The 12567-nt window shown below is 72.9% G+C and carries 14 protein-coding genes; 8 read left to right on the top strand and 6 right to left on the bottom strand.

Annotation, left to right across the window (positions count from 1 at the left end; all coding sequences use genetic code 11):
• Positions 1-60: 60 nt before the first annotated feature.
• From ABD296_RS50655 to thrS, 4 genes are all read left to right on the top strand, one after another.
• A complete protein-coding gene (locus tag ABD296_RS50655) occupies positions 61-147 on the top strand; it encodes a putative leader peptide (protein ID WP_375046440.1) in 87 nt (28 codons plus the stop codon).
• A gap of 74 nt (positions 148-221) precedes the next feature.
• Positions 222-737 (top strand): cysteine dioxygenase, encoded by a 516-nt coding sequence (locus ABD296_RS24745; protein WP_344271509.1) that lies wholly within the window; start codon positions 222-224, stop codon positions 735-737.
• A 138-nt stretch (positions 738-875) separates the two neighbouring features.
• Positions 876-2345, top strand: a complete 1470-nt coding sequence (locus ABD296_RS24740; protein WP_344271506.1) for a sugar porter family MFS transporter — start codon at positions 876-878, stop codon at positions 2343-2345.
• A gap of 299 nt (positions 2346-2644) precedes the next feature.
• Positions 2645-4630, top strand: a complete 1986-nt coding sequence (gene thrS / locus ABD296_RS24735) for a threonine--tRNA ligase (protein WP_344271503.1) — start codon at positions 2645-2647, stop codon at positions 4628-4630.
• Positions 4631-4686: 56 nt separating this feature from the next.
• Here the strand turns inward: thrS and ABD296_RS24730 are convergent, their stop codons facing one another.
• Positions 4687-4827, bottom strand: coding sequence for a hypothetical protein (locus ABD296_RS24730; RefSeq protein WP_344271501.1), 141 nt, complete (start codon positions 4825-4827; stop codon positions 4687-4689).
• A 116-nt stretch (positions 4828-4943) separates the two neighbouring features.
• On the opposite strand from ABD296_RS24730, the gene ABD296_RS24725 reads away from it, so the two are divergent.
• Together ABD296_RS24725 and ABD296_RS24720 are read left to right on the top strand one after the other, a co-directional pair.
• On the top strand, positions 4944-5165 hold the full coding sequence (locus ABD296_RS24725) for a hypothetical protein (RefSeq protein WP_344271622.1): 222 nt from the start codon (positions 4944-4946) through the stop codon (positions 5163-5165).
• Positions 5166-5234: 69 nt separating this feature from the next.
• Positions 5235-5855, top strand: a complete 621-nt coding sequence (locus ABD296_RS24720) for a hypothetical protein (protein WP_344271498.1) — start codon at positions 5235-5237, stop codon at positions 5853-5855.
• Between the two features lie 35 nt (positions 5856-5890).
• Here ABD296_RS24720 and ABD296_RS24715 read toward each other — a convergent pair whose 3' ends face one another.
• Positions 5891-6451 (bottom strand): Asp23/Gls24 family envelope stress response protein, encoded by a 561-nt coding sequence (locus ABD296_RS24715; protein WP_344271495.1) that lies wholly within the window; start codon positions 6449-6451, stop codon positions 5891-5893.
• Between the two features lie 258 nt (positions 6452-6709).
• Here ABD296_RS24715 and ABD296_RS24710 point away from each other — a divergent pair, with 258 nt between their 5' ends.
• Positions 6710-7249 carry an HIT family protein gene (locus ABD296_RS24710; protein ID WP_344271619.1) on the top strand — a complete coding sequence of 180 codons (540 nt, stop codon included), beginning with the start codon at positions 6710-6712 and terminating at the stop codon, positions 7247-7249.
• A gap of 58 nt (positions 7250-7307) precedes the next feature.
• Positions 7308-7709, top strand: coding sequence for a thiol-disulfide oxidoreductase DCC family protein (locus ABD296_RS24705; protein WP_344271491.1), 402 nt, complete (start codon positions 7308-7310; stop codon positions 7707-7709).
• Positions 7710-7748: 39 nt separating this feature from the next.
• Here the strand turns inward: ABD296_RS24705 and ABD296_RS24700 are convergent, their stop codons facing one another.
• The 4 genes from ABD296_RS24700 to ABD296_RS24685 form a co-directional block, all read right to left on the bottom strand.
• Positions 7749-8702: a hypothetical protein gene (locus ABD296_RS24700; RefSeq protein WP_344271488.1), complete on the bottom strand. Its 954-nt coding sequence runs from the start codon at positions 8700-8702 to the stop codon at positions 7749-7751.
• The gene (locus ABD296_RS24695) at positions 8699-9154 is read right to left on the bottom strand and encodes a hypothetical protein (RefSeq protein ID WP_344271485.1); all 456 of its coding nucleotides are present in this window, start codon (positions 9152-9154) and stop codon (positions 8699-8701) included. The genes ABD296_RS24700 and ABD296_RS24695 overlap by 4 nt, the downstream gene beginning before the upstream one ends.
• Before the next feature lie 9 nt (positions 9155-9163).
• Positions 9164-9970 carry a polysaccharide deacetylase family protein gene (locus ABD296_RS24690; protein ID WP_344271482.1) on the bottom strand — a complete coding sequence of 269 codons (807 nt, stop codon included), beginning with the start codon at positions 9968-9970 and terminating at the stop codon, positions 9164-9166.
• A 195-nt stretch (positions 9971-10165) separates the two neighbouring features.
• The gene (locus ABD296_RS24685) at positions 10166-12334 is read right to left on the bottom strand and encodes an elongation factor G-like protein EF-G2 (RefSeq protein WP_344271479.1); all 2169 of its coding nucleotides are present in this window, start codon (positions 12332-12334) and stop codon (positions 10166-10168) included.
• Positions 12335-12567 lie beyond the last annotated feature (233 nt).

Here is a 12567-nt window from a genome sequence, read left to right as displayed (position 1 = left end):
GGCGATCCTTCCCTGCATTCCCGATTGACTTTATAGGGAATTTGGTCCACCCTGAGGGGCGTGACGATCTCCATCTCGCTGCACGAGCGGCTGCACGTCGATCTTCGCCGCCAGGCCAGCGCGCTGTGTCGCCGGACGACCCGCTAGCGCCGACCCGCCGGTTCCCACCGGCGGGGGAGCCGCTCCGGCACGTCCGACCGCACAGCTGAGGAGAACGACGCATGACCACCGCCACGACCGACTTCGGCACGCCCGAGCCGGGCGCGACCGCCTCGGAGGGTTCGAAGGACACGGGCGCGCCGTTCGCGCCGCCGCGGCTCGCCGAGCGGGCCCGCGCGCTCGCGGCGAACCCGGAGGAGTGGATCCACCGCGTCCGGCTCGACCCGCAGGGCCGCTGGTACGAGCGGATCCACCAGGACGCCGACCACGAGATCTGGCTGATCAGCTGGCTGCCCGGCCAGGCCACCGGCTTCCACGACCACGGCGGCTCCGCCGGCGCCTTCGCGGTCGCCCTCGGCACGCTGGAGGAGCACCGCGTGCGCGCCCGGCGCGAGGTCGGCTCCGGGCAGGCCCGCTCGTTCGGGCCCGACTACGTCCACGACGTCCGCAACACCTCGGACGCGCCCGCGGTGAGCGTGCACGTGTACGCGCCGCCGCTGTCGACCATGCGCCGCTACGACGTGGACGCGGGCGGCGAACTCGTCCGGCTCGCCGCGGAGTCGGCCGACGACTGGTGACACGGGTCGGCCGACGACTGGTGACACGGGCCGGAGGTTCGGCTCCGTCCCAGCGCACGGTTTCGGAATCGCCATCGGGAAGTGAGGCCCGGGCAACGCGGCCGCATAAGGTTTTCTCTGCGGGGAAGATCCGGCCTCATGAGCACACCGGGCAGCGAACCGAAGACGACGGCGGACGAGCACCACGACGGCCCCTCGCACTCCGCCGCGACCGCCGCTCTCCTGGCGGGCGCCGCCGCGCTCGGCGGCTTCCTGTTCGGTTACGACTCCTCGGTCATCAACGGGACGGTCGACGCGCTCAAGGACACCTTCCACCTGAGCGGCTTCGTCGTCGGCTTCGTGGTGTCGGCGGCGCTGCTCGGCTGCGCGGTCGGCGCCTGGTTCGCCGGCCCGATCGGCGACCGGATCGGCCGGGTGAAGGTGATGCTGGCCGCGTCCGCGCTGTTCGTCATCAGCTCGCTCGGCTCGGCGTTCGCCTTCAGCGCCGTGGACCTCACCGCGTGGCGGCTGGTCGGCGGGCTGGCGATCGGCGCCGCGTCGGTCATCGCGCCCGCCTACATCGCCGAGATCGCGCCCGCCGAGCTGCGCGGCCGGCTCGGCTCGCTGCAGCAGATGGCGATCGTCCTCGGCATCTTCGCGGCGCTGGTCGTCGACTACGTGATCGCCCAGGTCTCCGAGGGCGGCGCGACCGGGACGTTCCCCTGGGGCGGCGGCGCGTGGCGGTGGATGTTCGCCAGCGCGGCCGTGCCCGCGGTGTTCTGGGGCGTGATCGCCACGACCATCCCCGAGTCGCCGCGCTACCTGGTGAAGAAGCACAAGATGACCGACGCGCGGCGGGTGCTCGGCCGGGTCATGGGCCGCGGCGACGTGGACGGCAAGATCCAGGACATCGTCCGGTCGATCGCCGAGGACCGCGCGGTGCACCTGCGCGACCTGCGCGGCTCGCGGCTCGGCCTGCTGCCGATCGTGTGGGTCGGCATCCTGCTGTCGGTCTTCCAGCAGTTCGTCGGCATCAACGTGATCTTCTACTACTCGTCGTCGCTGTGGCAGGCGGTCGGCTTCTCCGAGAGCAACGCGATGTTCACCTCGGTGATCAACTCGATCGTCAACGTGGCGTTCACGCTGGTCGCGATCGCGCTGGTCGACCGGGTCGGGCGGCGCCCGCTGCTGCTCGGCGGCGCGGCGGGCATGGCGCTGTCGCTCGGCACGCTGACGGCCTGCTTCGCGACCGCCCACGTGGTGGACGGCAAGCCGGAGCTGAGCGGCGCCGCCGGGCCGATCGCGCTCGTCGCCGCGAACGTCTTCGTCGCCGCGTTCGCCGCGACGTGGGGCCCGGTCGTGTGGGTGATGCTCGGCGAGATGTTCAACAACTTCATCCGGGCGTCGGCGCTGGCCGTCGCCGCCGCCGCGCAGTGGCTCGCCAACTGGGTGGTCACGACGACGTTCCCCGGCATCTCCGGCTTCTCGCTCAGCCTGGCCTACGGCCTGTACACCGCGTTCTCCGTGCTGGCGTTCGTCTTCGTGATCCGCGCCGTCCCGGAGACGAAGGGACGCGAGCTGGAGGACATGGACCGGCTCGAAGGGCCGCGGCGGGCGGCCCGCGCATGACCGCGGGAACGGCCGTGCCGGGGGAGGCGGCCGTCGGTTACCATGGACGCATGCAGGCCGTATCGCTCGTGTTCGAGACGACGACGCCGGGTCGCACCCGGCGCCACGGCCGCATGCACTGACATCGCACGCTGTGAGGGCCCCGGGAGCGATCCCGGGGCCTTCGCGCTCTCCGGGGTCGTGGCCGGGTCCCCGGAGGAGGACAGGAGCGGCCGATGGAGCCGGATGCGTCCGGGGGAGACCCCGAGTCGATAGCATCGGAACCCGTTGATCCCAACTCACCATCACGAGGAGTACCCGTGTCCACCGTGTCTGAGCTGCGCATCACCCTCGACGGGAGCGAGCGGGCGGTGCCGGCGGGCACCACCGCGGGGCAGGCACTGGACGCCGACGGCCGCACCGTGATCGCCGCCCGGGTCAACGGCGAGCTGCGCGACCTGGCCGGCGAGCTGCGCGACGGCGACGCCGTCGAGCCGGTCGAGATCGGCTCCGACGACGGCCGGGCCATCATGCGGCACTCCGCCGCGCACGTCATGGCGCAGGCCGTGCAGGAGCTGTTCCCCGAGGCCAGGCTCGGCATCGGCCCCCCGGTCGAGAACGGCTTCTACTACGACTTCGACGTCGCCGAGCCGTTCACCCCCGACGACCTCAAGCGCGTCGAGAAGCGGATGCGCGAGATCGTCAAGCAGGGCCAGCGGTTCTCCCGCCGCCCCGTCTCCGACGACGACGCCCGCGCCGAGCTGGCCGCAGAGCCCTACAAGCTGGAGCTCATCGGCCTCAAGGGCTCCGGCCCCGTCGAGGACGCGGCGGACGGCGCGAACGTGGAGGTGGGCGGCGCCGAGCTGACCATCTACGACAACCTCGACGCCAAGTCCGGCGAGCTGCGCTGGAAGGACCTGTGCCGCGGCCCGCACCTGCCGACCACCCGCGTCATCCCGGCGTTCAAGCTGATGCGCTCGGGCGGCGCGTACTGGCGCGGCAGCGAGAAGAACCCGCAGCTCCAGCGCATCTACGGCACCGCGTGGGAGTCGCGCGAGAAGCAGGACGAGTACCTGAAGTTCCTTGAAGAGGCCGAGAAGCGCGACCACCGCAGGCTCGGCGCCGAACTCGACCTGTTCTCCTTCCCCAACGAGATCGGCAGCGGCCTCGCCGTCTTCCACCCGAAGGGCGGCGTCGTCCGCCGCGTCATGGAGGACTACTCGCGCCGCCGGCACGAGACCGCCGGGTACGAGTTCGTCAACACCCCGCACATCACCAAGGGCAACCTGTTCGAGATCTCCGGCCACCTCGGCTGGTACAAGGACGACATGTTCCCGCCCATGGAGGTGGACGGCGGGGACTACTACCTCAAGCCGATGAACTGCCCGATGCACAACCTGATCTTCCGGGCGCGCGGGCGGTCCTACCGGGAGCTGCCGCTGCGGCTGTTCGAGTTCGGGTCGGTGTACCGGTACGAGAAGTCCGGCGTGGTGCACGGCCTCACCCGCGTCCGCGGCATGACCCAGGACGACGCGCACATCTACTGCACCCGCGAGCAGATGGTCGGCGAGCTGAAGAACCTGCTCACCTTCGTGCTCGAACTGCTGCGCGACTACGGCCTCAACGAGTTCTACCTGGAGCTGTCCACCCGGGACGACTCGGAGAAGTTCATCGGCTCCGCCGAGGACTGGGCCGAGGCCACCGCGGCGCTGGAGGAGGCGGCCGGCGACTCCGGGCTCGACCTCGTGCCCGACCCGGGCGGCGCGGCCTTCTACGGGCCGAAGATCTCCGTCCAGGCCAGGGACGCGATCGGCCGCACCTGGCAACTGTCCACCATCCAGGTCGACTTCAACCAGCCCAAGCGGTTCGAGCTGGAGTACCAGGCGGCCGACGGCACCCGCAAGCAGCCCGTCATGATCCACCGGGCGCTGTTCGGCTCGATCGAGCGGTTCTTCGGCGTGCTGCTGGAGCACTACGCGGGCGCCATGCCGCCGTGGCTGTCGCCGGTGCAGGCGGTCGGCATCCCGATCGGCGACGCGCACGTCCCGCACCTGGACAGGGTGGCCGAGCGGCTGCGCGAGCGCGGGATCCGGGTGGAGGTCGACTCCTCCTCCGACCGGATGCAGAAGAAGATCCGCAACGCGCAGAAGCAGAAGATCCCCTACATGCTGCTCGCCGGCGACGAGGACGTCGCGAAGGACGCGGTGTCGTTCCGGTACCGCAACGGGGAGCAGAAGAACGGCGTGCCGATCGACGAGGCCGTCGAGGAGATCGTGAAGGCCGTGGAGGCCCGCGTCCAGATCTGACCGGTGCCGCCCGGTTCCGCGCCCGCCCCCCGCGCGGGCGCGGACCCGGGCGCCCGTCAGCCCGTGGAGATCACGTAGGGCTTGCCGGCCAGGGCGCCGACCGCCCACAGCGTCCGGGTGCCCGGGACGCGCGTGAGCCCGCTGAAGACCGCGGTCGTGTCGATCTCCGTCCGCCAGGCGCCGTCGGTGTAGTGCACCAGGACCGAGACCTCCGGAGCGTTCCGCCGCGCCCCGGTCGCCCGGACGCCGCCCCCGCCGTCGTCGGTGAGGGCGCCGGTGAACCGGACGCCGTCGGGCTCCGCCGGGCACTGCCATCCCGACCCGGCCCAGTGGTCCCGACGCGACGTGGCCGGCCGTCCCCGCCGAGGTCAAGGACCTGCTCGTCGAGACGCTGATGCGGGTCACCGTCAGCCATGTCGTCGCGCGGCTGCACGGGCCGGACGAGGTGGCGCGGAGCCTGGCGGAGCTGACCCGGCGGCTGATGGGGTGGGCGCGGCGACCGGCTCCGGCCGGGCTGCGGCGGACCTGCGCATGAGGGACATAAGGGATCCGCGGAGTTGGTAGCCTCAACGGTCACGTTCCAGGGACCGGGGAGAGGGCCGAGATGAAGTCCACGAGGCCGCGGCGGCGGGGGCCGCGGCGGGCGCGCTCGATCTGGGGCCGGGTCGCCGGCTACGGGGGCGCCGCGCTGCTCGTGGCGGCCGCGCTCGTCGTGCTCCTCGTCCCGCTGCTCGACGGGCACAAGGACGGCACCGGCGCCGCGGGCGCCGCAGGGACGGCGGGCGGGACGGCGGGCGCCGGCGCGTCGCCGACGGCGGGCCAGGGCGTCGTTCCCGGCCCGTCCGGGCAGTCCGGGACGCCGACCAATCCCGTCCCGCAGAGCAGCGGGGGCAGTCCGTACATCGGGGGCGGCCAGGGCGGCGGCATGCAGATCCCCGACCAGAACGGCGCCACCGGCACCGACTGGTGCCCGCAGGGGACGGCCTTCTACCGCGCCTCGGGGCGGAGCGTCGACGTGACCATCACCGTCTCCGCCAGCGGGCTGGTCCGCGTCGAGATGTCGGTCAAGGGACACGCCATGCAGACGCGGCAGAGCAGCGTGTCGGGCGGGAAGCCGCACACCTTCCGGTTCAAGAACGTCTCCGCCGGGCTCGTCCAGAAGGTGAAGGTGACGACGGTGTCGGTCGGGGTGGCCATGCAGAACTGCTACGCGCGGCCCGCCTGACGCCGGATACCGCTTGGTACGCGGGCGGGGCGCGCCTAGAGTGCGTGTCCTGTGCCCGGGCCCGTTCCCGTGGGCGGGAGGGGAGCGGCCCCGCCGGCGCCCGCCTCGCCGGATCCCGCTCCCGGCGAGCGGCGGACGTCCTCGACCGACACGTTGACCGCGGCGACCCGCGCGCCCAGCATCAGCCCGGTCATCCGCGCCACCCCGGCCTGCACCGCCGCCGCCACGTCCCTGATCACGTGGCCGTACTCCACGACGACGCCGACGTCGACCGTGACCGCGTCGCCCGAACGGCGCACCCGAACCCCGGAGCCGAGCGCGCAGACGCCGCCGGCGTCCAGCGCGGCCAGCACCGCGACCTTCTCGGCGATCTCGTCGCCGATCGTGATCCGGCCCTCCACCGGCGGCGCGGCGGTCGCGGTCGCCGAGGAGCCCGCCGAGGAGCCCGCGGACGGGGCCATGGAGGGCCCCGGCGGGGGCGCGGGCAGCGGCGGCGGCACCGGCCGGCCGGAGGCCCCGGGGAAGAACGGCATCGACCCGGCTCCCGGGTGCGGTTCGGCGCCGTCCGCGGCGCGGCCCCTGTCGAGCTCGCTCATGATCGCTCCCACTGGTCGGCTGGACGACCATGGTGTCGGAGAGACCGGTGATACGTCACGCAGGCCCCGGTTCGCGGGCGCGTCCGCGGCGTCCGCCGGGCATCCCGGCTACGTGCCCGCGGGCTCCTCTCTCTATGCTGCTGGTCAGGCCGTGAACAAAAGGAGACCGCCGCCTTGACCGCAGAGCCGGAGAAGCCCGTGGACCAGCAGGGGCGCGACGAGGCGTCCGGGGCGGGCGCCGGGGAGCGCAGGCCCAGCCTGGAGGAGGAGAGGGGCGGCGCCGGCACGCCCGACCACTTCCAGCGGCTGTGGACCCCGCACCGGATGGCCTACATCAAGGGCGAGAACAAGCCCACCGGTCCGGGAGCCGAGGAGGGCTGCCCGTTCTGCGAGATCCCGGCGATGTCCGACGAGGACGGCCTCGTCGTGGCGCGCGGCCGGTCGGTGTTCACCGTGCTCAACCTCTACCCCTACAACTCCGGGCACCTCATGGTCGTCCCGTACCGGCACGTCGCCGACTACGGCGAGCTCGACGAGCCGGAGTACACCGAGCTGGCCGTCTTCACCCGGCGCTCGCTGGCCGCGCTGCGCAAGGCCAGCGGCGCGCAGGGGTTCAACGTCGGCATGAACCTCGGCCTGGTCGCCGGGGCCGGCATCGCCGCGCACCTGCACCAGCACGTGGTGCCGCGCTGGGGCGGCGACACCAACTTCATGCCGGTCGTCGGGCACACGCGGGTTCTGCCGCAGCTGCTGCGCGACACCCGGCAGATCCTCGCCGACGCCTGGCCGCAGGACTGACGGTGCCGGCGCGCACCTGCGGCACGCCATGCACGAGCGGCACGGCATGATGGACGCCATGACGCGACGCGAGCGGCCGGTGCTGGTCTATGACGGCGACTGCGGGTTCTGCACCACCTCGGTACGGTTCCTGGAACGCAACGTCCCCGTGGACGCCGAGGTCGTCGCCTTCCAGTTCGCCGACCTCGCCGCGCTCGGCACCACGCGGGAGCGCGCGGAGCACGAGGTGCTGTGGGTCGACCGGGCGGGTCGCGTCAGCGGTGGCGCGGAGGCGATCGGACGGCTGCTGACCGCCGCGGGCGGGATCTGGCGCGTCCCCGGCGTCGTCATGCGGACGCCCCCGGTGAGCTGGCTCGCGCACGCCGTCTACCGGCTCGTCGCGGACAACCGGCAGCGGATGCCGGGCGGCACGGCCGCCTGCATGCTGCCCGCCGCGCAGCGCCCCGGCGCCCAGGGCTGACCGCCCCGGGCTGCCCGTCGCGGGCCTGCTCGCAGGCGGTCAGGCCGCCTCGAACGCGGTCGTGTCGGCCGTGCCCGCCCGGCCGCCGAGCGCCCGGCGGAGCCCTGAAGGGAGCCGCCCGGTCAGCCGCTCCAGCGGCAGGAACGCCGCCAGCCAGATCGCGTGCGGCAGGAAGTGGATGCTCATCAGCGCGTAGGTGGCGGCGTGGAACCCGGCGAAGAACAGCACGAACAGGTACAGCGGCCGGCCGCGCAGGAACAGCAGCGCCGGTGAGATCGCCTCCGCCGTGATCATGAACCACTGGCTCGCCTTCAGCGCCAGCGGGTAGCCGATGAGGCTGCGCCCGAACGCCGTCCCGCGCCGGCTCAGCGCCCACTGGACGGTCGCCCCGTTCGGCCACGCGGGGAACCCGCCGATCCTCACCTTCGCCCACATGGACAGGAAGTAGGCGGCCACCACCGAGATCTGGATGCCGCGCACCGCCCACGCGGACGACTCGCACCCGCGCTCGTCGTCGATCCGGGCCCGTCCCACGCTCGGCAGCATGAACAGCGCCATCACGAGCGCGAGATGGTCGTGGTCGACCTTCCCGTACGACATGCTGATCGTGACCCACCACAGGTACCCGCACGCGCAGACGTAGCCGGTCAGCCGCGGCAGGAACCGGCCCGTCGCCGCGGCGAACCCGGTCGCGAGCGTCACGGCGAGCAGCGTGTACATCGCGGCGGGCGTGGGCGCGGGCAGGTGCAGCAGCCGCCCGACCAGCACCGGCCGGTACAGGTCGGCGGGCAGCCGGGCGTGCGCCAGCGTGCTGCCGGTCAGCAGCAGCATGTCGAACGGCAGGAACGCGTAGCCGAGGATCCGCAGCCAGGCGATGCGGGCGCGCGGGACCGGGCCGAACCACCAGCGGTCCCACGGGGTGCGGGCGGGGCCGGGCTCCGGGCCGGCCGGCGCGACGGGCCTGGGCGCCTCCGGCGTCGCGGCGGCGGTCACCGCACGTCCCAGACGACGCGGTTGACGCGCCTGGTCGACACGACCTCGCCGTGCTCCAGCCTCTTGATCTCTTCCACCACGTAGATCCTGGTGAGCCGGGGGTCGTGGGGGTGCAGCCGGCGCTGCCCCTCGGCGATGCCCTGCAGCAGCGCCGGATGGTGGACGATGCGGTCCATCTGCCCCTCGATCTCGGCGCGCTTCATGCCGGTCCCGACGGCGTCCCGGGACAGCTCGACGTGCCGGCCCTCGGCGGTGTCGGCCTCCAGCCAGAACGATCCGATCGTCCCGCCGTCGTTCTTCACCGAGAACGCGAACTGCGTCATCGGCCCGATGGGGAAGTCGTCGTTGCTCCCGTACGCGCTGGTGAACAGCAGCGCGGCGACGAAGGCCGCGCCCGCGAGCGACCGCCAGAGCCGCGCGCGGGCGCCCAGGCGGAGGACAGGTAGGTTCACCGGGCAAGCCTAGAGCGCGGCCCGCCGCAGCTGCGACACGGTGACGAAGTCGAAACCCCGGCCGCGCAGCCCGCGGATCATCGCGGGCAGCCGCTCGATCGCCGCCTCCCGGCTGGGGGCGCCGACGTCGTGGGCGAGCACGATGGTGCCGGGCCGGGCGTTGTCGACGACGGCGGAGACCATCTCGGACGGCTCGCGGCCCAGCCGGAGGTCCTGCACCAGCAGCGACCACAGCGCGATGTCGTAGCCGTGCTGGGCGGCGACGTGCAGGGTGGTGCCGCCGAGCCGCCCCCACGGCGGCCGCAGCAGCCTCGGGGTCCGCCCGGTGACCTGCTGGATCGCCTCGTGCGTGCGGTGGATGGAGCGGTACGCGTGCGCGAGGCTCAGCTTGGACAGGTCGTCGTGCTTCCAGGTGTGGTTGCCGATCTCGTGCCGGCCCAGCCGCCCCTCGACGAGACGGGCGTTGCGGACCAGGCGGCTGCCCACCATGAAGAACGTCGCCGGCACCTTCGCCTCGTCGAGCGCGTCGAGGGCCTGCGGCGTCCACTTCGCCATCGGCCCGTCGTCGAAGGTCAGCGCGACCAGCCGGCGCCGGGTGTCGACCGACCACACCACGTCGACCTGCCGGTCGGGCGGCTGCCAGGAGTCGACGGACGCGGCGGAGGCGGGGGTCGGCGGGTCGTCCCGGCGCCAGGCCTGCTCGGTGGCGAACCCGGCGCCGGCCGCGAGCAGCCCTCCGGCCGCGAGGCCGATGCCCCGGACCACATTGCGGCGCCCCGGCCGGGCGGGCCGCCGATCTTCCCCCGTGTCGCTCATAGCGCAGTAAGAGTTTCACGACGGAAACCGCCGGCCATCGCCCGAGATGCCGAAATCGGAGTCACCCTCAGGGATGAGACCGCGCCGCCAGTTGGACGACTCCGGAAGGATCATCCGGGGTGTCCCGGGTGGACCACGACGGCGACCGGGTGAGGACGGGGCGGGGACGGGCCGCAAGCCCGTCCCCGCCGCGCGTTAGTCGTGCACTGCCTCCGCCTTGGCGACCTTCTCCGCCAGATGCGAGGGGAGCGGCTCGTAGCGCAGGAACCTCCGGTCGAACGAGCCGGTGCCCTGCGACATCGACCGCAGGTCGATCGCGTACCGGACGATCTCCAGCTGCGGCGCCTCGGCCTTGATCATCGTGCGGCCGCCCGGCACCGCCTGCGTCCCGAGCACCCGGCCGCGCCGCGAGGTGAGGTCGGACATCACCGCGCCCACGTACTCGTCGGCGATCAGCACGGTCACCTCGTCCACCGGCTCCAGGAGCAGCACCGGCACCTGCCCGGCGGCGTCCTTCAGCGCGAGCGCGCCGGCGGCCTGGAAGGCCATGTCGGAGGAGTCCACCGAGTGCGCCTTGCCGTCGTACAGCGTGACCTTGACGTCGACCAGCGGGTAGCCGGCGGACACGCCGCGCTCCATCTGCTGCCGGACGCCCTTCTCGACCGACGGGATGAACTGCCGCGGCACCACCCCGCCGACGATCTTGTCGACGAACTCGAAGCCCTCGCCGGACGGCAATGGCTCGACCTCGACGTGGCAGATGCCGTACTGGCCGTGTCCGCCGCTCTGCTTGACGTGCCGGCCGAGGCCCTTGGCGGACCCGCCGAACGTCTCGCGGAGCGGCACCCTCAGCTCGACCCGCTCCACCTCGACGCCGTACCGGCCGCTGAGCCGGTCGATCAGCACGTCGGCGTGCGCCTCGCCCATGCACCACAGCACCAGCTGCCGGGTCTCGGCGTTGTTCTCCAGCCGCAGCGTCGGGTCCTCGGCGACGAGCCGGCCGAGCGCCTGGCTGAGCTTGTCCTCGTCGGCCTTCGACTTGGCCCGGATCGCCACCGGCAGCAGCGGGTCCGGCATCGTCCACGGCGCCATCACCATCGGCGAGGACGGATCGGACAGCGTGTCGCCGGTCTCGGCGCGCGACAGCTTCGCCACCGCGCAGATGTCGCCGGCGCCGCACGAGGCGACGGACCGCTGCGTCTTGCCGAGCGGGGAGGTGAGGGCGCCCACCCGTTCGTCGACGTCGTGGTCCTCGTGCCCGCGCTCGGCCATGCCGTGCCCGGACACGTGCACGGTCATGTCGGGACGCAGCGTCCCGGAGAACACCCGCACCAGCGAGATCCGTCCGACGTACGGGTCGGAGGCGGTCTTGATCACCTCGGCGACGAGTGGCCCGCCGGGATCGCAGCCGACCTCCTTCGGCGGCCCGCCGTCGACGGGCGCCACCGCCGGGATGCCGTGCTCCAGCGGCGAGGGGAACGCCTGGGTGACGACCTCCAGCAGTTCCAGCATCCCGACGACCGGGCCGGGATGGTCGCCGTGCGGCACCGACGTGGCGAGCACCGGGTAGAAGCTGCCGCGCGCCACCGCGGTCTCCAGGTCCTCGATGAGCGCCTTGACGTCGATCTCCTCACCGGACAGGTACCGGTCCATGAGGGTCTCGTCCTCGCTCTCCTGGATGATCCCCTCGATCAGCGAGGCGCGCTGCTCGGAGATCTGCTCCAGGTACTGCGGATCGGGTGCGCACTCGGTGCGCTCGCCGGTGGAGTAGTCCAGGCAGCGCTGGGTGAGCAGCCCCACCAGGCCCTTCAGCCCGTCGCCGCCCGCCGCCGGGAAGTACAGCGGCAGCACGCCCTCGCCGAAGGCGTCCTGGCAGCTCAGCACCACGTCGTCGAAGTCGCCGCGCTGCTGGTCGACCTTGGTGATGACGACCGCGCGGGGCATCCCCACCGCGGCGCACTCCTCCCAGATCATCCGGGTGAGGCCGTCGATGCCGTCCACCGCCGAGATCACGAACAGCGCCGCGTCGGCGGCGCGCAGCCCGGCCCGCAGGTCGCCGACGAAGTCGGCGTAGCCGGGCGTGTCGATGAGGTTGACCTTGATGTCGCCGTGCTGGAGCGGGGCGAGCGCGAGGTTGACCGACCGCTGCTGGCGGACCTCGACGTCGTCGAAGTCGCTGACCGTGGTGCCCTCCTCGACGCGGCCGGCCCGCTGCAGCGTGCCCGCGGCCGTCAGCAGCGCCTCCACGAGCGTGGTCTTGCCCGCCCCCGAATGGCCGACCAGCGCGACGTTGCGCACCCTGTCGCACCCGCCGGCCTCCGGTGCCCTGCCGGGGGCTCCCGGGTGTCCTCCCTTGTCCGCCATGGCTACCTCCTCGGAGGGGCCTCCTTCGCGGGGGCCCGCGTGCGGCTGGGGCCCGGCCCGGAGGGCCCGGCCCTGACGTCCGAGTGCGGCGTCCGACCTCGTCCAACGTGCGTGACCGACGTCACACCCGTGTCAACACCCTTTCCCGTGTGCGGCGGGATCACAAGGGGTGAACGGCAATCAACCCGCTTCTGTCCGCCGCGCGGGGGCGGCAAACCCGGGCCTGAGCGCGC

It is taken from the genome of Actinomadura napierensis, from assembly GCF_039529375.1.
GTDB lineage: Bacteria > Actinomycetota > Actinomycetes > Streptosporangiales > Streptosporangiaceae > Spirillospora > Spirillospora napierensis.
Note: the sequence above shows the minus strand (reverse complement) of the source record. Positions and strands in the feature narration are given on the sequence as shown.